Below are 19581 nucleotides of genomic sequence, written 5' to 3' on the forward strand. Positions count from 1 at the left end.
CTCCAGCATCAGTGTGTTTCCTTTCCCGCCACCGTATCGGTGGCCAGGGCATTGGCTACGCGCTCCATCCGCATGAAGCGCGAGCCCTTGATCAGAACCGTGGTTTCCGGGCCCAATTCCTTGTCGACCGTGGCAATCAGCTTGTCGGGGTCCGCGAAATGCCGTGCCCCCTCACCGAAGTTGCGCACGGCCTGCTTGCTGGCCTCACCCAGCGCGTAAAGACGGTCGATGCCCTGGCTTTTGGCGTAGCCACCGATTTCGTCGTGGTACTGGCCACTGGCCTCGCCAATTTCGCCCATGTCGCCCAGGATCAGGATCTTGTGGCCGATGGTCGAAGCCAGGACATCAATACCGGCCCGCACCGAATCCGGGTTGGCATTGTAGGTATCGTCGAGAATCGCCGCCCCCTGCCGCCCGGTCCGCTGTTGCAAGCGCCCGGCCACGCCAGCAAAGGCATTCAGCCCGGCGACCACAGCCGCCAGCGGAATCCCGGCGGCCAGACAGGCTGCGGCGGCGGCAGCGGCATTGCGTGCGTTATGGCGCCCCGGCGCCCGCAATGTAATCTGTGCTGCACCTTCCGGCGCCGACAGTTCAAGCACCATCGCCAAGCCATGGGCGCGGGCGGCAACTTGCACGTCGGCCGGCCGATCCAGGCCAAAAGTCCGCACCCGATGCCCAGCTGCGTGCTGCGCAGCCAGCCAGTAATCGGCGTAGGCATCGTCGGCATTAATCACCGCAATGCCATCCACGCCCAGCCCCTCGAAAATGCTGCCTTTTTCGCGTGCCACTTCGTCGAGATCACCCATCCCTTCCAGATGAGCGCGCTGCGCGTTATTCACCAAGGCAACCGTCGGACATCCAATCCGCGTCAGGTAGGCGATTTCACCCGGGTGGTTCATCCCCATCTCGATCACTGCGGCCCGATGAGCGGCCCCCAGACCGAGCAAGGTCAGTGGCAGGCCGATATCGTTGTTGAGGTTACCGCGAGTGGCCAGCACGGCGTCGCCGAATTGCGCCTGCAGAATAGCCGCGATCATTTCCTTGGTGGTCGTTTTGCCGTTCGAGCCGGTTACTGCGATCACTGGCAGCGCGAATTCCTGCCGCCAGGCGGCCGCCAGCCGGCCGAGCGCCAGCCGGGTATCGTCGACCAGCACTGCCGCCACCCCTTGCGGCAAGCCAGATGGATCGGCTACCAGGGCAGCAGCCGCTCCGTCCGCTAGCGCCTGGACAATGAAATCGTGAGCATCGAAGCGCTCGCCCCGCAGCGCAACGAACAACTGCCCCGGAGCGATTGCCCGCGTATCCGAAGACACGCCATGCACCATCACATCGTCGCCGAGCAAACGCCCGCCAACGGCCTCGGCGACTCGTGCCAGCATCCATTCGATCATGCCGTCGCCTCCATTGCCCGCCGTTGCGCCAGTGCTGCCGCAGCCTCTTCAAGATCGGAAAAATGCTGACGCACTCCGGCACACTCCTGATAATCCTCATGCCCTTTGCCTGCCAGCAAAATCACATCGGCCGGACCAGCCTCGGCTACCGCCCGCAAGATTGCCTGATGCCGATCTGTCTCGCTCTCGGCATGCACCATGCCCGCAGCAATTTCACCAATGATCGCGGCCGGGTCCTCGCTACGCGGATTGTCGCTGGTCAGCAGCACGCGGTCGGCCAACCGCTCGGCAAGCGCCCCCATTTGCGGTCGCTTGCCCCGGTCACGATCACCGCCGCAGCCAAAAACCACCGCCAACCGGCCTGCCCGCGCTTGCGCAACAGGGCGCAGGGCCTGCAAGGCGTTTTCGAGCGCATCCGGGGTATGTGCATAATCGACCACCACCAATGGCTCGTTGCTACCGCCCAGGCGCTGCATCCGCCCGGGCGGCGGCGTCAGCTCTCCCAGACGGCGGGCGATTTCGCCGGCTGCCAGCCCCGCATCGTAGAGGACTGCTGCCACCGCCAGCAGATTGGCTACGTTGTACTTGCCAAGCAGGCCCGTGACCACTGGCGCCCGCCCGTTCGGCAGCACCAGAGTGAATTCCTGGCCGAGCGGGGTTTCATTCAGGCTTTCGGCACGAACCAGAACCTGAAGATCGCGCTCCTGATAGTCAATTGCATAGCCAAGCAGACGAGTGGCCGAGGTCTCGCGGGCAATCTGCCGCCCGATCTCGTCATCGAGATTGACCACGGCCGTGCGCAGCCGGGGCCAGGCAAACAACTTTTTCTTGGCTGCCGCATAAGCGGCCATGGTCCCGTGATAGTCGAGGTGATCGCGGGTAAAGTTGGTAAACACCGCGACATCCAGGCGCGCCCCGCTCATCCGCCCTTCCTCGATGCCGATCGAGCTCGCCTCCAGTGCACAGGCTGCCGCCCGGGCAGTTCTGAACTCAGCCAGGCAGCGCATCAGGGTTGTCGCCTCGGGCGTGGTGAATCCGGTGTCCTGCAGTTCGCCGGGAAAACCGACGCCGAGGGTGCCGATCACGGCACAGGGCTTGGCATAAGCACGCGCCAGACACTGGCTGACCGTGGTTTTGCCATTGGTTCCGGTAATCGCAATCAGCGACAATCCTTCCGAAGGATGGCCATAGACTGCATGCGCCAGAGGCCCCGCAAGCGCACGCAAGCCCTCAACCGGAATCGCTTTTACGGTCAACGCCGGATTCCAGGCAAAATCCCCGCCGGGTTGCCAAAGAACGGCCAGTGCTCCCCGCGCCACGGCATCGGCGATGAAACGACGACCATCGGTCAAAGCCCCCGGATAGGCAAGAAACAGATCGCCCGGCCGCACCTGGCGGCTGTCATCGGCCACGCCAGTCGGATTCACGCCGAGTGCGGCGAGTTGGGCGAGGAGGTTTTGTATGATCACTGCTTGCTCCATTACAAGGCCCCCGCCCTGACGCCGGCGTCGGCCATCTGCTGCACCGGGGCATCGGGAACCACGCCCAGCGTACGCAACGAAGCACCCATCACCTGCGAAAAAACCGGCCCGGCTACGTCGCCACCGTAGTGGCGACCAGCCGAAGGCTCATCAATCATGACCGCAACAACCAGCCGAGGATCGGATATCGGCCCGATCCCGACAAAGGAGGCAACGTATTTATTGGCATAATTTCCGGCCTCCAGCTTATGCGCCGTGCCGGTCTTGCCACCGATCCGGTAGCCGGGAACCCGTGCCTTGGGCGCAGTCCCCTCGGGCCCGGCCGCCAATTCGAGCATGGCCCGTACTTCACGCGCAGTCTGCGCCGAAAACACCTGAGCGCCATGCACCCGTGGCTCATTGGTGCGCAGCAGCGACAGCGGAATCAGATCGCCATCGCGGGCAAACACGGTATAAGCCCGCGCCATCTGGATCAGGCTGGTCGAGATGCCGTGCCCGTAGGACATCGTTGCCTGCTCGATCGGCCGCCAATTTTTCCAGGGGCGCAAACGGCCGGTCACCTCGCCGGGGAAGCCTAATTGCGGCAGCTGGCCGAAGCCGAGCGCATCGAACATTTCCCACATTTCCTTGGGCGGGAAAGAGAGAGCCATTTTGCTGGCACCAATGTTCGATGACTTCTGAATCACCTGTGCCACGGTCAACGCCCCGTGCGGATGAGAATCCGAAATCGTTGCCGTGCCGATGGTCATTTTACCCGGTGCGCAATTGATCACCGTGTCGTAACGGAACTTGCCCTTTTCCAACGCCAGCGCAGCCGTAAACGGCTTCATCGTCGACCCCGGCTCGAATGTGTCGGTCACGGCCCGGTTGCGCAACTGGGCTCCGGAGAGATTCTGCCGATTGTTGGGGTTGTAGGTCGGCCAGTTGGCCAGCGCGAGAATTTCACCGCTGCGGGTATCAATCACCACCACGCCCCCGGCTTTTGCCTTGTGCTCGGCAATCGCAGTCTTCAATTGGCTATAGGCGATGTACTGGATCTTCGAGTCGAGCGCCAGGCGAATTTCCTTGCCGTCCAGCGGCGGCCGCATCGCCCCGACATCCTCGACGATATTGCCGCGCCGGTCGCGAATCACGGTACGGCTCCCCGGACGTCCCAACAAGGCGTTCTGGAAGGCCAGTTCAACACCTTCCAGACCTTTGTCGTCCACGCCGGTAAAGCCGACGATATGCGCAGTCATGTCGGCCGTCGGGTAATAACGACGATACTCTTTCTCCTGATGCACTCCCGGCAACTTCAGCGCCGCCACCCGGTCGGCCGTCTCGGGCGGCACCTGGCGCTTGACGAAAACAAAAGTCTTGTCAGAGGCGAGGCGTGAATCGACCTCGCGCACATTCATTTCGAGCAACCCGGCCAGCTGCTGTTTCTGCGGCTGCGTCATCGCCCGGGCATCAGCAGGAATTGCCCAGACCGACTTCATCGGCGTCGATACCGCCAGCAGATCGCCGTTGCGATCAGTGATCTTGCCGCGGGAGGCCGAGACTTCAATATCACGCAGATAACGTGAATCTCCCTTTTCCTGCAGGAAATCGTTGTTGATTACCTGCAGATAAAATCCACGCGCCACCAAAACAAGAAAAGCCCCCATCAACAGGAGGCCAACCATCCGCGAACGCCAGCCCTGCAAAGCCAGCTCGAGCAATGGGCTCTCGGTGAACCGGTGACCGCGCCGCTTGGGCGTCATCGCCCGCCCTCCCGCCCCTTGGGCTGTGCGGTGCGTGGCGCCAGCGGCCGCCCGACCGGATCAGGGACCAGCATATGCAAGCGTTCGCGGGCAATCTGCTCGATCCGCGGATGGGTCGCCCACGTCGACAGTTCAAGCTGCAACTGACCGTACTCGACATCGAGTTGCCGCGCCCGCTCCTGCTCTCCTTCAAGGGCCTGAAAGAGCTTGCGCGCCCGATGCTGCGAGGTGATTACGCCAAGCGCGCAAATCACTACAAGCAAAAGAAGGAGCATATTCAGGCGCACCATCAGACCTTCTCCGCCACCCGCATCACCGCACTGCGCGAGCGCGGATTGGCCGCCACCTCGGCCGCGCTGGCCTTGATTGCCTTGCCGATCAGGCGCATCTTCGCAGCCGGCAGCTGATCAGCCCGCAACGGCAGATTTTTCGGCAGGGCATCCGCAGTCGACTGCTGGCGCATGAAATTCTTGACGATCCGGTCTTCCAGCGAATGAAAGGAAATCACCGCCAGGCGCCCACCCGGGTTAAGCAACGAGAGCGCCTGCGGCAAGGCTACCTCCAGCTGGCGGAGCTCCTGATTGGTGTGAATCCGTAAAGCTTGAAAGCTGCGCGTCGCCGGGTCCTGCCCTGGCTCACGGGTGCGCACGGCCTCGCGTACGATGGCCGCGAACTGGCCTGTAGTGACAATTGGCTGTTCGAGCCGAGCAGCCACAACCTTCTTTGCAATCTGGAAAGCAAACCGTTCTTCGCCATAATTCCTGATAACCTCCGTGATTTCCCTGATCTCAGCCCGCGCCAGCCATTCAGCAGCGGTTTCGCCCTGCGTTGTATCCATGCGCATGTCCAGCGGCGCATCGTGCCGGAAGCTGAAGCCCCGACTGCCATCGTCGATCTGCGGCGACGAAACACCGACATCGAACAAAATTCCATCGACCGCGCCGACGCCAGCCTCGGCTGCCGCCAAGGCAAGCTCCCCGAAAGCGCGGTGCACCAGCGTAAAGCGCGGATCGGCAAGAGTCTGCCCAGCCGCAATCGCGAGGGGATCACGATCCAGCGCAATCAAACGCCCGCGCGGCCCAAGTGCAGCCAGAATCCGCCTGCTGTGACCACCGCGCCCAAAGGTCGCGTCGATATAGACCCCATCCGGCCTGACTGCGAGAGCAGTCACCGCCTCTTCAAGCAACACGGTGACGTGGGCAAATTCCGTCATCACAACACCAGATCCATCAACCCTGCCGGCAGCTCGCCGCTCAAGGCCTCGGCCGCAAGGTCGTTTTGCTGTTTCCAGCCGGCCTCGCTCCAAATTTCGAAATGACTGCCCATACCAACCAGATAGACCGTTTTTTCCAGTTGCGCATACTCGCGCAACTCCGCAGCAACCAGCAGGCGACCTGCCGAATCCGGCTCTTCGGTACGCGCGTTACCAACCATCACCCGTTTGATTGCCGCCGCCCGAGGATCCAGGCTGGATGCCTTGAGAATCTGATCCCGGATCGGCTGCCAGGCCGGCGCCGGGTAGAGAAGCAGGCAGCGATGAGGATGCGCGGTCAGCACCAGGGAGCCCTCGCCGGCCGCAACCAGGGCGTCACGGTGCCTTGCCGGTATGGCAAGCCGCCCCTTGGCATCCAGACTGAGCGCCGTAGCTCCCTCAAACATCCAAAATTTCCCCGTTTACCCACTTTTCAACACATTTCTCCACTTTAGAGGAGCAAATGCGGAGCGTCAATAGAAAAACGGATTTTTTTCTTAAACAACAAGGACTTAGAGCATCTTTTGCAGACTTTTACAAAGCAAAATATCTTTAAAAATCAATGGCGAAATTTAGGACTCTTAAAGTGACTTGTTAGGATAAGAGAGCCACCCGGACGCCATATCCGCCCCAATTTTCAGCAATAAAAAAGGGAGCCACACAGGGCTCCCTGATCTCCGGCAAAAAGACGCTTACCGGGTCTGCGTCAGCTTCTGCTCAATCCGTGCCAACGGCATTGCTCCGGGAACCCGTTCGCCATCGGCGAAGAACATCGTCGGAGTACCGCTGATATTGAGCTTGCGTCCAAACTCCTGATTCTTGGCAATGGCCGCAGTATCGCAGTCGTCACGACCGCTCGGGGCCTTGCCTTCGACCATCCAATCATTCCAGGCTTTCGAGCGATCTGCAGCACACCAGATCTGACGCGACTTCTTCACCGAGTCCTCCGACAAGATCGGATACAAGAAGGTGTAGACCGTGACATTGTCCAGCTTCAGCAAATCGCGGGCGAGGCGTTTGCAGTAGCCACAATTAGGATCTTCAAAGGTCGCCAGAACCCTCTTCCCATCTCCTCGCACCTGCTTGATTGCTCGCTCCAGCGGCAGATCGGAAAAACGGATCGCAGTCAGCTTGCGCATCCGCTCGTCAGTCACGTTTTTCATCGTCTTGGTGTCAATCAACTGACCACCGGCGATGATCGCGCTCGCCTTGTCGTCAGTGTAGAAAATGCTGCCTTCGGCAAATACCTCATAGAGCCCCAGGTAACCGGACTTCGCAACGCTCTCGACCTTGCCGCCGAACTTGGCTTCGATGGTCTTGCGGATTTCAGCCTCGTCCGCATGCACCGGCAAAACGGTGGCAGCACACAAGACCAACGACAACAATTTCTGCAGCATCTTTTCTCCTATCAATGTCAGATGCGTCCAAGAGCATAACGAATCAAGGCATTCTTGAGCACCGGCAGGCGTTCCGTCAGCCCTAAGCCAGCATTACGCAACCAGGCAACCGGCGGCGCCTCGACCCGGAATAAGCGCCGCAAGGCATCGGTAGCCCCCTGCAGCAACACGGTTTCCTCACGCCGAGCCCGTTGGTAGCGTTCAAGAAAGTGCATATCCCCAATATCCTGCCACGGCTGAGCCCTGCCCAGCAGAGCCGCCAACTCGGCAGCATCCTGGAAGCCCAGGTTGATTCCATGCCCGGACAAGGGATGAATGCCATGCGCCGCATCGCCAACCAAGGCCAGACGCGGAGCTACGGTTTGCGGCACCCGCATCAGGCGCAGCGGAAAGGCCGCAGCCGGGGTGATCGTTTCCAGCGCCCCGAACACACCGCCTCCAGCCGCTGCCACACGTTCAGCCAGGTCAGCCGGAGCCAGAGCACACAACGCATCAGCCCGTGCATCAGGCAAAGACCAGACCATCGACATCCGCTGCCCAGGCAGCGGCAGATAAGCCAGGACTTCATCCTGCCCGAACCATTGCCAGGCGACGCCACGATGTGGTTTGGTGCACGCAAAATTGGCAACCACGCCCTTTTCACGGTAATGGCTGTTCCGAGCGGACAAACCGGCCGTCTCGCGAACCCACGAATCGCGGCCATCGGCTGCGACCAGCAAGCGTCCGGATAGCGCCCGGCCATCTTCAAGAAACAAGCAGGCAGCGTCGTGACGAATTTCCAACGCAGTTGGCCGGGCCGGTGAAAACAATTCGATATTCGCCTGCCGCTTGACGTTTTCCCACAACTCACAACTGACCAGAGAAGACTCAAGAATCCAGCCCAACTCCGGCACACCGGCCGCGAAAGATGAGAATTGCAGGCGAGCTCCTTGATCGCCACGTACCTCCATGGCACGAATCGGCTCCATCCGGCTTGCCTCCAGATGCTTCCAGACACCGATCCGTTCCAGAAACTCGGCATTAGCCGGACTCACTGCATACACCCGGGCGTCCCAGCCTTCTGGCCGGCGCGGAGGCATTCCCTCAACCAGGGCAATTTTCAGACGGGAATCGCGCAGGGCGGCCGCGAGACTGGCGCCGGCCAAGCCACCGCCAACGATTACAAGATCAAAGTGCTGCATGCAATAAGGGCCGCCACACGGCCGTACGGCAAAGAGAAATCAAGTCGGCGCCGGCCTGCCACAGCCAACCGGCAAACCGATCAAGCGGCAGACCCGCCGCCACCGGCCGGCGTCTTGTTCTGGCGCGGACGGCGATTATTACCGCCTCCACGCGGGCGATTCTGATTCTGATTCTGGCCCTGCCCCTGATGATTCTTTTGCTGGCCGCCGCCACCGCCGGGCTTGCTACGCTGGGGCTTGTTGCCACGCCCCCCGCCACCTGCCGATGGCAAGCCACCGAGAGATTCGTTAGGAGCGATGCGATTACCGGGAGCCAACTGGATTTCAAGTTCGATAATCTCATCCCACTGCTCGTCCGTTCTTTCGCGCTCGGGCACGGAGAGCAACTCGCGCAAGCGGCGGCGCGCATCATTGGGTTGAAAAGCCGCCACCGGAGCAGCCTGTTGCGGCTCTTCCTGGACCTGCGGTTCAACAGCGTTTTCGGGATTCTGATTGGTCATTGTGTGTCAGCGGACGAGCTTTGCGTTACGCAAAGCTCGTCACGGTTTGGAGCGGATTACTTTTTCTTTGCAGCGGGCTTTTTCGGCGCCACTGCCGCCTTGAAGCCGCTGCCCGGGGAAAACTTGGGGACCACGGTCTCGGGGATTTTCAATGCAGCGCCCGTCTTCGGATTCTTGCCGGTACGCGCAGCGCGCTTGGCCGACTTGAAGGTACCGAAACCGACCAGGGTGACGGAATCGCCCTTGGCCACGGCATCGACTACCGCACCGAGAATGGCGGACAGTGCTTTTTCGGCAGCTGCCTTGGTGATACCAGCTTCTTTTGCAGCAACTTCGACCAGCTCGGATTTGTTCATCTAAGTGCCTCCTGTTACTCATTCAATTGAAGAAAACTGGCCGTGGGCACGGCAGTGCCTTAAAAGTAGCATACCTTGCCAAACAAGTGTCGGGACAAGCGCCAAATTTCCAGCACCCACGCGGCTTTCCGGCAATTATCGTCCCCTTTGTGCAAAAAACAACCCCGGCAAGGCACCGGGGTTGATTTCTGACAACGGCGTCGATTACTTCTTGTCGGCTGCCTCAGCCGGCTTTTCGCCGTGCGACAACTCAGGCGCGCCTTCATTCTGCTTGCCGATATGCTGATCCAGACGCGGCAACTGGTGAGCAATCCCCTTGTGGCAGTCGATACAGGTCTTGCCTTCGTCGAACGCCTTGGGATGAGTACGCGATGCGCGCGGCCCCTGCTCGGTGTAATCCATGTAGGAATAATTGTGGCAGTTGCGGCACTCCTGCGAGTCATTCTTCTTCATCCGGTTCCACTCGTTCTGGGCGAGCTGACCGCGCTTGGCGTTGAACTTCTCGGGCGTATCGACACTACCCAGCAGCTTGTGCCAGACCTCGTTCGAAGCCTGGATCTTGCGGATCATCTTCGGGCCCCACTCCTTCGGCACATGGCAATCCGGGCAGGTGGCGCGAACACCGGTCCGGTTGGTGTAGTGAATGGTGTTCTGATATTCCTTGAACACATTCTCTTCCATCTCATGACAAGAGATACAGAACGACTCCTTGTTGGTCGCTTCGAGCGCCCAGTTGAAGCCCCCCCAGAAAACAATACCAGCAACGAAGAGCAGCAGGGCCGAGGTCAGGCCGATGCGCTTCAACCAGCCGGGCATGCATTTTTCGAGATTCATCATTCCCCCTTAATTCTTGGCGGCAGGTTTGTAATTGTTCTCGACCAGCGGTTTGGCGTCGAACTGCGGCACGTGGCACTGCATGCAGAAATAGCGGCGCGGCGAAATCGTCTGCAGCTTCTTGTCTTCGCGATCCAGATAGTGGGACTTGGCAACCTTGGTGGCACCAGTCTCTTCCGCCCGCTCCTTGGAGTGACAGTCCATGCACTTGTTAAAGTTCTGGGTCACGACATAGCCCTTGACGCTATGCGGAATCAGCGGCGGCTGCTTCTGAAAGTTGCGGGGAATGTTTTCCTTGTCTTTCTCGGGACGGAACATATCGACCTTCGAAGTCTGATCGATGGACACGTCGCCACGCTCGGACAGCAGCTTTTCCTGCGCACTGACCAAACCCGTTCCCGAAAACAGAACGGTTGCGGCCAGCGCCAGAGCAGGGATCAATCTCATGGTTTTTTACCTCCGATGAACGGCCGGAACACTCCGGCCGCTTTTTCGTTCATTTGTGTGGTTGACCGTGACAAACCGCTATCTCAAGCCTTGGTCACCTTGACCGCGCACTTCTTGTAATCGGTTTCCTTGGAAATCGGGCAAGTCGCGTCGAGCGTCAGCTTGTTGATCAGGCGGCCGGCATCGAAGAAGGGCACGAACACCAAGCCACGCGGCGGCTTGTTGCGGCCGCGAGTTTCCACGCGCAGCTGAATCTCACCGCGCCGGGAAGCGATCTTGACCTCCATGCCGCGCTGCAAGCCGCGCGCCTTGGCATCCTCCGGGTGCATGAACAGCACGGCGTCCGGGAAGGACTTGTACAGTTCGGGAACCCGGCGGGTCATCGTACCGGTGTGCCAATGCTCAAGCACGCGGCCAGTACACAACCAGAGGTCGAATTCCTTGTCCGGCATTTCGGGAGGATCCTGGTAGGGCAGCGCAAAAATTACTGCCTTGCCATCCTTGTGGCCATAGAACTTCACACCGTCGCCTTTCTTGACGTACGGATCGTAGCCCTCACGGAAACGCCACAGGGTTTCCTTGCCCTCGACCACCGGCCAGCGCAGGCCGCGTGCCTTGTGATAGGTCTCGAACGAGGCCAGATCGTGACCGTGACCGCGACCGAACTGGGCATATTCTTCGAACAAGCCTTTCTGGATGTAGAAACCCAGCAGTTTCGAATCGTCGTTCTCGTGCCCGGCCTGGAGCTCGTTCAGCTTGTACTTGTTGACCACGCCGTTGGCGTAGAGCACGTCGAACAGGGTCTTGCCCTTCAGCTTCGGTGCCTTGGCGATCAGATCGGCCGGCCAGACATCCTCGACCTTGAAGCGCTTGGAGAATTCCATCACCTGCCAGACGTCGGAGCGGGATTCGCCCGGTGCCTTGACCTGCTGGCGCCAGAACTGGGTACGCCGTTCGGCATTGCCGTAAGCACCTTCCTTTTCGACCCACATGGCGGTCGGCAGGATCAGATCGGCCGCCATGGCCGAAACCGTCGGGTAGGGATCGGAAACGACGGCGAAGACCTCCGGGTTGCGCCAACCCGGATACAGTTCGCCGTTGATGTTCGGACCGGCTTGCATGTTGTTGTTGCACTGCTGCCAGTAGAAACCGATCTTGCCGTCCTTGAGGGCACGGGCCATGGCCACGGCGTGGAGACCGATCTTGTCGGGGATGGTGCCTTCCGGCAATTGCCAGATTTCTTCGGTGTGCTTGCGGTGATCCGGGTTGGTCACCAGCATGTCGGCCGGCAGGCGATGGGCGAAAGTCCCGACTTCGCGCGCCGTGCCGCAGGCGGACGGCTGACCGGTCAGCGAGAACGGGCTGTTGCCCGGCTCGGAGATCTTGCCGACCAGCAGGTGCACGTTGTAGATCATGTTATTGACCCAGGTGCCGCGCGTATGCTGGTTGAAACCCATGGTCCAGAACGACATCACCTTGGTCTTCGGATCGGCATAGAGCTCGGCCATCGCGACCAGATCCTTGACCGGCACCCCGGAAATCTTCGAAGTCTTTTCGGCGGTGTACTCGGAGACGAACTTCTTGAAATCGTCAAAGCTGATGTCATCCGCCTTGGCCGGGTTGCCCTTCGGCTTGCCGTCTTCGCCCGGATAGCCGTTGTTGCTGGCCTTCTTTTCCAGATCGTGATTCGGGCGCAGACCAAAACCGATGTCGGTTTCGCCCTTCTTGAACTTGACGTGCTTGCTGACGAAGTCCTGGTTCACCTTGCCGGTCGAAATGATGTGATGGCAGATGAAGTTGAGGATCGCCAGATCGGTGTTCGGCTTGAACACCATCGGGATGTCGGCCAGTTCGAACGAGCGGTGTTCGAAGGTAGACAACACGCCGACCTTGACGTGCTTGTTCGACAGCTTGCGGTCGGTGATGCGGGTCCACAGGATGGGGTGCATCTCGGCCATGTTCGAGCCCCACAGGAAGAAGGCGTCGGCATGCTCGATGTCATCGTAGCAGCCCATCGGCTCGTCGATCCCGAAGGTGCGCATGAAACCGGCTACGGCGGAGGCCATGCAGTGACGGGCGTTAGGGTCCAGATTATTGGTGCGGAAACCGGCCTTCCACAGCTTGGAGGCGGCATAACCTTCCCAGATCGTCCACTGACCGGAGCCGAACATTGCCAGACCATTGGGGCCCTTGGTCTTCAGCGTTGCCCGGACTTTCTCCTCCATGATGTCGAAGGCCTGTTTCCAGGTGATCGGGGCGAAATCGCCGTTCTTGTCGTACTTGCCGTCCTTCATCCGCAGCATCGGCGTCTTCAGGCGATCCGTGCCGTACATGATCTTCGACAGGAAATAGCCCTTGATGCAGTTCAGGCCGCGATTAACCGGCGCATCCGGGTCGCCCTGGGTAGCGACGACGCGCCCGTCCTGGGTACCGACCAGCACCGAACAACCGGTGCCGCAGAAACGACAGGGCGCCTTGTCCCAGCGAATCTCGTCCTTACCTGCCGCGACGGCAGCGGTCGGCGCCGTCATGCCGGCTGCCGAAATGGCCGCTGCTGCTGCATTGGCCTTGATGAAATCACGTCGATTGAGTTTCACGCCTCCACCTCCTGGGAATCCATGACATCGTCGCTGTATTGATAAACCATGGCCACCGATGCGACGCCGGGAATGCCATGCAAAGCCACGTAGGAATCCGCAGCCGAATTGGTATCGCTGTCTTCGACGGTCACCACGACCTTGCCTTCCGGGCTCCGGGCGTGAATCTCCACTCCCGGCATTCCGGCCAGCACCGCGCACGCCTCTTCCAGGCGCTCGGGCACGACATGCAATATGACGCTGGATATGTTCATCCGGCGATAACCTCCAGAAAACGGCCGTCCAGACACGGCCTCGGGGCGCAGTCTTCACGCTCGACCGGCCTTTTTACTTGATATGAGTCAACTACATACTGCAGTAAGAAGCCCTTCGCTCCGTAAGGACTAAAACAGTCTAGTTCTTTATAACTAAGTTTCCACCAACGCTGCCGCCCCGGCTGCGCGGAGCAATATCCCGCCGGGCGATAGGGATTCAATATCCGGCAGATTGATGCAATCAATTGGCTTGCCGGCCGGAGCTTTCCTAAGATGCATCCGTGTTCAACAACAACCCACCTCTCAAGGAGTCCCAGATGTCGCTGATCAATACCCAAGTTCAACCGTTCAAGGCCCAGGCTTTCCACAACGGCAAGTTCATCGAAGTCACCGAAGCCAGCCTCAAGGGCAAGTGGTCGGTCCTGATTTTCATGCCGGCCGCCTTCACCTTCAACTGCCCGACCGAAATCGAAGACGCCGCCAACAATTACGCTGAATTCCAGAAGGCTGGCGCCGAGGTGTACATCGTCACCACCGACACCCACTTCTCGCACAAGGTCTGGCACGAAACCTCGCCGGCCGTCGGCAAGGCCCAGTTCCCGCTGATCGGCGACCCGACCCACGCCCTGACCAACGCTTTCGGCGTGCATATCCCGGAAGAAGGCCTGGCCCTGCGCGGTACCTTCGTGATCAACCCGGACGGCGTGATCAAGACCGTTGAAATCCACTCCAACGAAATCGCCCGCGATGTGTCCGAAACCCTGCGCAAGCTGAAGGCTGCCCAATACACCGCCGCTCACCCGGGCGAAGTCTGCCCGGCCAAGTGGAAGGAAGGCGAAAAGACCCTGGCCCCGTCGCTTGACCTGGTCGGCAAGATCTAAGCCCCAGCCACCAACAGAGATATATAAAAACAGAAACCCGCCGCTACCCGGCGGCGGGATTTCAGCGAAATGTCACGGTCGACCGTGACATTTCAGTGAAATTCAGCCAGGGAGAAGCCACATGCTCGACAGTCAGATCAAAGGCCAATTGACCGCCTACCTCGAACGCCTGCAACGCCCGATCGAACTCGTGGCCACGCTGGATGACAGCGCCGCGGCTGGCGAAATGCGGGCCTTGCTCGCCGAGATCGTCGCCTGCTCGCCCAAGGTCAGCCTGCGCGAAGACGGCAATGCCAGCCGCCGCCCCTCGTTTGCCGTCGGCCTGCCCGGCGAAACGCCGCGCATTCACTTTGCCGGCCTGCCGATGGGTCACGAATTCACCTCGCTGGTCCTCGCCCTGCTGCAGACCGGCGGCCATCCGCCCAAGGTTGAGCCGACGGTGATTGAGCAGATCAAGGCCTTGCCCGGCCCCTTCCACTTCGAAACCTATATCTCGCTCTCCTGCCACAACTGCCCGGACGTGGTCCAGGCACTCAACCTGATGGCAGTGCTCAACCCGAATGTGACCAGCACGATGATCGACGGTGCGCTGTTCCAGAGCGAGGTCGAAGCGCGCCAGATCATGGCCGTGCCGACCAGCTACCTGAACGGCGAGGAATTCGGCGCCGGCCGCATGCTGATCGAGGAAATCCTGGCCAAGGTCGACACCGGCGCTGCCGCTCGCGCTGCCGAAGAACTCGGCAAGAAGGAAGCCTTCGACGTGCTGGTGGTCGGTGGCGGCCCGGCCGGTGCGGCAGCGGCGATCTACGCCGCACGCAAAGGCATCCGCACTGGTGTGCTCGCCGAACGCTTCGGCGGCCAGGTCATGGATACGCTGGGGATCGAAAACTTCATCTCGGTCAGCCATACCGAAGGCCCCAAGCTGGTCGCCTCGCTGGAACAGCACGTCAAGGAATACGCCGTCGACGTGATGAACCTGCAGCGTGCCGGCAAGCTGATTCCGGCCGCAGAAAACGGCGGTCTGGTCGGGATCGAGCTGGAAAACGGCGCCAAGTTGCAGGCCAAAACCGTCATCCTCTCCACCGGCGCCCGCTGGCGCGAGATGAACATCCCTGGCGAGAAAGAATACAAGGCCAAGGGCGTCTGCTTCTGCCCACATTGCGATGGCCCACTGTTCAAGGGCAAGCGCGTGGCGGTGATCGGCGGCGGCAACTCCGGCGTCGAAGCCGCGATTGACCTCGCCGGCATCGTTGCCCACGTCACCCTGCTCGAATTTGCCGACACCCTGCGCGCCGACGCGGTGCTGCAGAACAAGCTCTACAGCCTGCCCAACGTCACCGTGATCAAGTCGGCGCAGACCACCGAAGTCACCGGCGACGGGCAGAAGGTCAATGGCTTGCGCTACAAGGATCGCGTCTCCGGCGAGGAAAAAGCCGTCGAACTCGAAGGCATCTTCGTCCAGATCGGCCTGCTGCCCAACACCGACTGGCTCAAGGGTACGCTCGAACTGTCGCGCTTCGGCGAAATCGTGATCGACGCCAAGGGCCAGACCAACGTACCCGGAGTCTTTGCGGCCGGCGACTGCACCACCGTGCCCTACAAGCAGATCATCATCGCCATGGGCGCTGGCGCCACTGCCTCGCTCAGCGCCTTCGACCATCTGATCCGCAGTTCAGCCCCGGCCTGAGCCCAGCTCTCCGACACCTCTCCTGCAACAACGCGCAAAGGCCGATAGAATCAAGGTCTTTGCGCGTTTGCTCAGGAGGCTTTGATGCGTCGCCACTTTCTCAAACTGTCACTGCTTGCCGCCCTCAGTCTGCTTGGCCCGGCGGCGCAAGCCCAAGGCAAGCCGGAACTGCTGCTGTATTGCGGCATCACCATGGTCCGGCCGATGGGTGAAATCATCCAGGCCTTCGAAAAGCGTGAGAACGTCAAGATTGCGCTGTCGCAAGGCGGCTCGGAAGACCTTTATCAGGCGGCCAAGCGCAGCGGCGTCGGCGACCTCTACCTGCCGGGCGAACCCAGCTACCGCGCCAAGCATCTGGCTGAAGGCCTGCTCGGGGACTACGTCACGGTCGGCTACAACCAAATGGCGCTGGTTGTCGCCAAGGGCAACCCGAAAAAGATCAAGGGCGACCCACGCGAATTGCTCCGCCGCGACCTCGTCACCCTGCTCGGCAACGCCGAATCCGGCAGCGTCGGCCAGGAGGCGAAAAGCATCCTCGACAGCCTCGGCATTTATCCCAAAGTGGTCAAGCAGGCCGCCTTCCTGGTGCCCGACTCGCGCAGCCTGATGAACGCGATGAAAAAAGGCGAGGCCGACCTGGCGATGAGCTGGCGCGCCACCGCCTTCTTCCCGGACAACGCACCACTGGTCGACGCGATCGACCTCGACCCCAAGCTGGCCAAGCCGCAGGCCTTGCTGCTCAACCTGCTGGCTTCGTCCAAGCATAAGGACGTCACCCGTCGTTTCATGAACTACGCGGCCGGCGAAGAAGGCCAGGCGATTTTCCGCAAGCACGGCTTCCTCGACAACAAGACGGCGGTGGCAAAATAAGCTGGCGCCCGAGGGCCGGGTTAGAATCCGGCCCCATGTCGAACCTTCCCACTGCGGCCATCCCGAGCCGTTCCAGATTTTTGCTGTGGCTGGCTGCGGCCGGGTTCATCGGCGCCCTGGCGGCAGCCTTCTGGCGTATTCCGGCGGCCCCGGCGCCGGCCTTCGCAGCCCGCGCCCATACTCTACCTGCGACGGCGGCAGTTTCCTTGCCGGCTTTTTTTGCCAGCGCGATGCTACCGCAAGCTGCGGCCTCGGCCCACGCCGCCACCCTGACGTTCCTCCCCGACGGCCGACTGGCGGCAGCCTGGTTCGCCGGCAGCCGGGAAGGCGCCGCCGACGTCACGATCTGGCTCAGCCGCCTCGACAAAAATGGCTGGAGCAAGCCGCAAGCGCTGGCCAACCGGGAAAGTACTGCCGGCGCCTTATTCACCAATATCCGCAAACTGGGCAACCCGGTGTTGTTCACCGATGGCGCACGCGTCCACTTGTGGTTTGTCAGTGTTGCACTCGGAGGCTGGGCCGGCAGTTCGCTCAACCACATCTTTTCCGACGACAGTGGCGAAACCTGGTCCAAGCCGAGCAAGCTGGTCACCTCGCCCTTCCTCAACATCAGCACTCTGGTGCGTACGCCGCCGCTGCCGCTGGCCGATGGCGGCTACGGCCTGCCGGCCTACCACGAGTTCGTTGCCAAGCACGGCGAATGGCTGCGCCTCGACCGCGATGGCCGGGTAATCGACAAGACGCGCATGGCCCATCCGGTGCGCAGCCTGCAACCGGCCGTGGTTGCCCTCGATGAAAAGAGGGCCTTGGCCTTACTGCGCGATGCCGGCCCTGGCCCGGGGCGCATCCGCGTTGCGAGCACCGGCGATGCTGGACTGACCTGGGAAACCGGCGGCGCCAACGGCGACGACCTGCCCTTGCCCAATCCCAATGCCTCGGTGGCCATGCTCCGGCTGGCCAGCGGCAGGCTGCTGCTCGCCGGCAACGGTGACGACGGGCGGACCCACCTGCACCTGTGGCTCTCGGCTGACGAAGGCAAAACCTGGACCCTGGCCCGCACCGCCGAAAGCGCCCCCGACGGCGGCGCTGAATTCTCTTACCCGGCACTGCTGCTCGGCCCCGATGGCCGCATCCACCTGGCCTACACCTGGCGCCGCCAGGGAATCAAACACGCCATCTTCAGCGAAGCCTGGCTCGACGGAGGGCAGCCATGACCCTTGCCGCAGCCTACGGCCTGCTGGCCCACGGCCTGATTTTTGGTGCCTTTGCCGCGCTGCTACCGCTCGGCGAATTCCGTCCGCGCATCGGCCTGGCCGCCACCACCATCGCCTTGATCGGCGGGATTGCGCCAGCCCTGCACGGAATCTTCGGCGCCCCGTCGCCAACGCTGTTGCTGCTGGCGCTGCTGCAGCTGGCCAACCGCACCCCATCACCGCTGACCTGGCCGATTGCGCGGGGCCTCTTGCTGTTTGCGCCTTGGTTTTACTTGCCGGCGCTCGGAGCCAGCGCCTTCGATCCTTACGCGCTCGGCTACCAGCCCTGGCCGCTGCTCGCGGCATTGATCCCGGTGGCCGCCGTGCTCTTCTGGAAACGGCAGGCGATGTGGCTGGGCATACTTGCCGTCGACCTCGCCAGCTATGCGCTGGGCTTGCACGCCAACCTGTGGGACGCCTTGTTTGACCCGCTGCTGCTGCTGCTCGCATTTGGCCTCGGCTGTCGCCAGACCTATATCCGCTTCAGACTACGCAGGGTCGCCGCCAAAGCGGCGGCTTAAAGCGCGAAAAGCCGGAGAGTCCGGCTTTTCGCGTCATGTTCACGGTCGACCGTGAATACTGCTGCTTTTTGCTTGTTCAGTCCTGCGGCAAGGCGTTCGCGATCAGGCGGCGGATCGTGCCGGCATCGAAAGGCTTGTCACAAATTGCCGACACCCCTGCCCGCTCGACGGCAGCCAGGCGGCCCATGTTCTGTTCGCTGGTCACCATCAGGATCGGTACTTCGCATTGCCAACTCTGCTCGCGGATGTACTCGGTGAGTTCGCGACCATCCATCTCCGGCATGTTGAAATCGGTAATCACCAGATCGACCATGGTATCGGACAGTACCCCCACAGCCTCCTTGCCGTTACCGGCTTCGGCTATCCGCTCGATTCCGATTTCTTCGAGCAGGCGACGCAGATGGCGACGTGAAGCCGGGCTGTCATCAACCAGCAACACCCGCAAACCGGCCACCTCTGCCGGGTCGATGTCCTGCGGCGGATTCAGGTAATCGGCGGCGGAATACAAGGCACGCCCCAACTGCTCCTCGCTGAACGGCTTGGCGATGATGCTGCAGGCGCCGGACTGGCGCACCGGATCGAGCATCTGCGGCCGGGTCTCGCTGGAAACCAGAATAAAAGGCAAGGCATCGAGCAGCGGATCGTCGCGCATCACGGTTACCAGTTCGGTTCCGGACATATCCGGCAGATACAGACTGCTGACCACCACGCGGTTGCGCAACGCATTTTCAGCCAGCCATTGCAATGCCGCATTTCCCGACTCGACCCGGTCGATTTGCAGCACCCCTTGCCCCTCCAGCATCCGGGTCACCAGATTGGCCTGCATTTGCGACGGCTCCACCAACAGAACCGCAATATCTGCCAAAGACATCGTCAACGCCATGTTCCCCCCTGCACGCGATGCGAAAACGGCAACTATAGCAGTATCCACCACGAC

The 19581-nt window shown here is 61.1% G+C and carries 20 protein-coding genes; 5 read left to right on the forward strand and 15 right to left on the reverse strand.

The features are described from left to right. Positions 1–8: 8 nt before the first annotated feature. The 14 genes from murF to VX159_RS13440 form a co-directional block, all read right to left on the reverse strand. On the reverse strand, positions 9–1391 hold the full coding sequence (gene murF / locus VX159_RS13375; RefSeq protein WP_371323381.1) for a UDP-N-acetylmuramoyl-tripeptide--D-alanyl-D-alanine ligase: 1383 nt from the start codon (positions 1389–1391) through the stop codon (positions 9–11). Then, positions 1388–2860 (reverse strand): UDP-N-acetylmuramoyl-L-alanyl-D-glutamate--2,6-diaminopimelate ligase, encoded by a 1473-nt coding sequence (locus VX159_RS13380; protein ID WP_371323382.1) that lies wholly within the window; start codon positions 2858–2860, stop codon positions 1388–1390. The genes murF and VX159_RS13380 overlap by 4 nt, the downstream gene beginning before the upstream one ends. A gap of 11 nt (positions 2861–2871) precedes the next feature. Further along, positions 2872–4614, reverse strand: coding sequence for a peptidoglycan D,D-transpeptidase FtsI family protein (locus VX159_RS13385; RefSeq protein WP_371323383.1), 1743 nt, complete (start codon positions 4612–4614; stop codon positions 2872–2874). Continuing rightward, a complete protein-coding gene (gene ftsL, locus VX159_RS13390) occupies positions 4611–4904 on the reverse strand; it encodes a cell division protein FtsL (RefSeq protein WP_371323384.1) in 294 nt (97 codons plus the stop codon). The genes VX159_RS13385 and ftsL overlap by 4 nt, the downstream gene beginning before the upstream one ends. Continuing rightward, on the reverse strand, positions 4904–5827 hold the full coding sequence (rsmH, locus tag VX159_RS13395; RefSeq protein ID WP_371323385.1) for a 16S rRNA (cytosine(1402)-N(4))-methyltransferase RsmH: 924 nt from the start codon (positions 5825–5827) through the stop codon (positions 4904–4906). Before rsmH ends, ftsL begins: the two co-directional genes overlap by 1 nt. Continuing rightward, on the reverse strand, positions 5827–6273 hold the full coding sequence (mraZ, locus tag VX159_RS13400; protein ID WP_371323386.1) for a division/cell wall cluster transcriptional repressor MraZ: 447 nt from the start codon (positions 6271–6273) through the stop codon (positions 5827–5829). Before mraZ ends, rsmH begins: the two co-directional genes overlap by 1 nt. Before the next feature lie 285 nt (positions 6274–6558). Beyond that, entirely contained in the window at positions 6559–7263 is a 705-nt protein-coding gene (locus tag VX159_RS13405; protein WP_371323387.1) for a DsbC family protein, read from the reverse strand. Positions 7264–7280: 17 nt separating this feature from the next. Continuing rightward, positions 7281–8444 carry a UbiH/UbiF family hydroxylase gene (locus VX159_RS13410; protein WP_371323388.1) on the reverse strand — a complete coding sequence of 388 codons (1164 nt, stop codon included), beginning with the start codon at positions 8442–8444 and terminating at the stop codon, positions 7281–7283. An 80-nt stretch (positions 8445–8524) separates the two neighbouring features. Next, complete coding sequence (locus VX159_RS13415; RefSeq protein WP_371323389.1) at positions 8525–8944, reverse strand: hypothetical protein; 420 nt, start codon at positions 8942–8944, stop codon at positions 8525–8527. A 56-nt stretch (positions 8945–9000) separates the two neighbouring features. Beyond that, entirely contained in the window at positions 9001–9300 is a 300-nt protein-coding gene (locus VX159_RS13420) for an HU family DNA-binding protein (protein WP_371323390.1), read from the reverse strand. A gap of 204 nt (positions 9301–9504) precedes the next feature. After that, positions 9505–10134, reverse strand: coding sequence for a NapC/NirT family cytochrome c (locus VX159_RS13425; protein WP_371325528.1), 630 nt, complete (start codon positions 10132–10134; stop codon positions 9505–9507). A 9-nt stretch (positions 10135–10143) separates the two neighbouring features. Continuing rightward, complete coding sequence (locus VX159_RS13430; protein ID WP_371323391.1) at positions 10144–10581, reverse strand: nitrate reductase cytochrome c-type subunit; 438 nt, start codon at positions 10579–10581, stop codon at positions 10144–10146. Between the two features lie 83 nt (positions 10582–10664). After that, entirely contained in the window at positions 10665–13178 is a 2514-nt protein-coding gene (gene napA / locus VX159_RS13435; protein WP_371323392.1) for a nitrate reductase catalytic subunit NapA, read from the reverse strand. After that, positions 13175–13432 (reverse strand): chaperone NapD, encoded by a 258-nt coding sequence (locus VX159_RS13440; protein WP_371323393.1) that lies wholly within the window; start codon positions 13430–13432, stop codon positions 13175–13177. Before VX159_RS13440 ends, napA begins: the two co-directional genes overlap by 4 nt. Before the next feature lie 317 nt (positions 13433–13749). Between VX159_RS13440 and ahpC the strand changes: the two genes are divergently transcribed. The 5 genes from ahpC (at position 13750) to VX159_RS13465 (ending at position 18644) form a co-directional block, all read left to right on the forward strand. Then, entirely contained in the window at positions 13750–14313 is a 564-nt protein-coding gene (gene ahpC / locus VX159_RS13445; protein WP_371323394.1) for an alkyl hydroperoxide reductase subunit C, read from the forward strand. A gap of 121 nt (positions 14314–14434) precedes the next feature. Continuing rightward, a complete protein-coding gene (gene ahpF / locus VX159_RS13450; protein ID WP_371323395.1) occupies positions 14435–16000 on the forward strand; it encodes an alkyl hydroperoxide reductase subunit F in 1566 nt (521 codons plus the stop codon). Positions 16001–16084: 84 nt separating this feature from the next. Next, entirely contained in the window at positions 16085–16870 is a 786-nt protein-coding gene (locus VX159_RS13455) for an extracellular solute-binding protein (protein ID WP_371323396.1), read from the forward strand. 35 nt (positions 16871–16905) lie between these two features. Beyond that, entirely contained in the window at positions 16906–18084 is a 1179-nt protein-coding gene (locus tag VX159_RS13460) for an exo-alpha-sialidase (protein ID WP_371323397.1), read from the forward strand. Continuing rightward, the gene (locus VX159_RS13465; protein ID WP_371323398.1) at positions 18081–18644 is read left to right on the forward strand and encodes a hypothetical protein; all 564 of its coding nucleotides are present in this window, start codon (positions 18081–18083) and stop codon (positions 18642–18644) included. The genes VX159_RS13460 and VX159_RS13465 overlap by 4 nt, the downstream gene beginning before the upstream one ends. 76 nt (positions 18645–18720) lie before the next feature. On the opposite strand, the gene VX159_RS13470 is transcribed toward VX159_RS13465, so the two are convergent. Next, positions 18721–19527 carry a response regulator gene (locus VX159_RS13470; protein ID WP_371323399.1) on the reverse strand — a complete coding sequence of 269 codons (807 nt, stop codon included), beginning with the start codon at positions 19525–19527 and terminating at the stop codon, positions 18721–18723. Positions 19528–19581 lie beyond the last annotated feature (54 nt).

This window comes from Dechloromonas sp. ZY10 (genome assembly GCF_041378895.1).
Lineage (GTDB): Bacteria > Pseudomonadota > Gammaproteobacteria > Burkholderiales > Rhodocyclaceae > Azonexus > Azonexus aquae.

What these genes read in the sequence shown, in the direction of transcription:
- murF (WP_371323381.1), bottom strand. Translation starts at nt 1,391, where the DNA reads ATGATCGAATGGATGCTGGCACGAGTCGCCGAGGCCGTTGGCGGGCGT.
- VX159_RS13410 (WP_371323388.1), bottom strand. Translation starts at nt 8,444, where the DNA reads ATGCAGCACTTTGATCTTGTAATCGTTGGCGGTGGCTTGGCCGGCGCC.
- ftsL (WP_371323384.1), bottom strand. Translation starts at nt 4,904, where the DNA reads ATGGTGCGCCTGAATATGCTCCTTCTTTTGCTTGTAGTGATTTGCGCG.
- VX159_RS13455 (WP_371323396.1), top strand. Translation starts at nt 16,085, where the DNA reads ATGCGTCGCCACTTTCTCAAACTGTCACTGCTTGCCGCCCTCAGTCTG.
- VX159_RS13415 (WP_371323389.1), bottom strand. Translation starts at nt 8,944, where the DNA reads ATGACCAATCAGAATCCCGAAAACGCTGTTGAACCGCAGGTCCAGGAA.
- ahpC (WP_371323394.1), top strand. Translation starts at nt 13,750, where the DNA reads ATGTCGCTGATCAATACCCAAGTTCAACCGTTCAAGGCCCAGGCTTTC.
- mraZ (WP_371323386.1), bottom strand. Translation starts at nt 6,273, where the DNA reads ATGTTTGAGGGAGCTACGGCGCTCAGTCTGGATGCCAAGGGGCGGCTT.
- ahpF (WP_371323395.1), top strand. Translation starts at nt 14,435, where the DNA reads ATGCTCGACAGTCAGATCAAAGGCCAATTGACCGCCTACCTCGAACGC.
- VX159_RS13470 (WP_371323399.1), bottom strand. Translation starts at nt 19,527, where the DNA reads ATGGCGTTGACGATGTCTTTGGCAGATATTGCGGTTCTGTTGGTGGAG.
- VX159_RS13385 (WP_371323383.1), bottom strand. Translation starts at nt 4,614, where the DNA reads ATGACGCCCAAGCGGCGCGGTCACCGGTTCACCGAGAGCCCATTGCTC.
- VX159_RS13425 (WP_371325528.1), bottom strand. Translation starts at nt 10,134, where the DNA reads ATGAATCTCGAAAAATGCATGCCCGGCTGGTTGAAGCGCATCGGCCTG.
- VX159_RS13430 (WP_371323391.1), bottom strand. Translation starts at nt 10,581, where the DNA reads ATGAGATTGATCCCTGCTCTGGCGCTGGCCGCAACCGTTCTGTTTTCG.
- rsmH (WP_371323385.1), bottom strand. Translation starts at nt 5,827, where the DNA reads ATGACGGAATTTGCCCACGTCACCGTGTTGCTTGAAGAGGCGGTGACT.
- VX159_RS13460 (WP_371323397.1), top strand. Translation starts at nt 16,906, where the DNA reads ATGTCGAACCTTCCCACTGCGGCCATCCCGAGCCGTTCCAGATTTTTG.
- VX159_RS13440 (WP_371323393.1), bottom strand. Translation starts at nt 13,432, where the DNA reads ATGAACATATCCAGCGTCATATTGCATGTCGTGCCCGAGCGCCTGGAA.
- VX159_RS13405 (WP_371323387.1), bottom strand. Translation starts at nt 7,263, where the DNA reads ATGCTGCAGAAATTGTTGTCGTTGGTCTTGTGTGCTGCCACCGTTTTG.
- VX159_RS13420 (WP_371323390.1), bottom strand. Translation starts at nt 9,300, where the DNA reads ATGAACAAATCCGAGCTGGTCGAAGTTGCTGCAAAAGAAGCTGGTATC.
- VX159_RS13465 (WP_371323398.1), top strand. Translation starts at nt 18,081, where the DNA reads ATGACCCTTGCCGCAGCCTACGGCCTGCTGGCCCACGGCCTGATTTTT.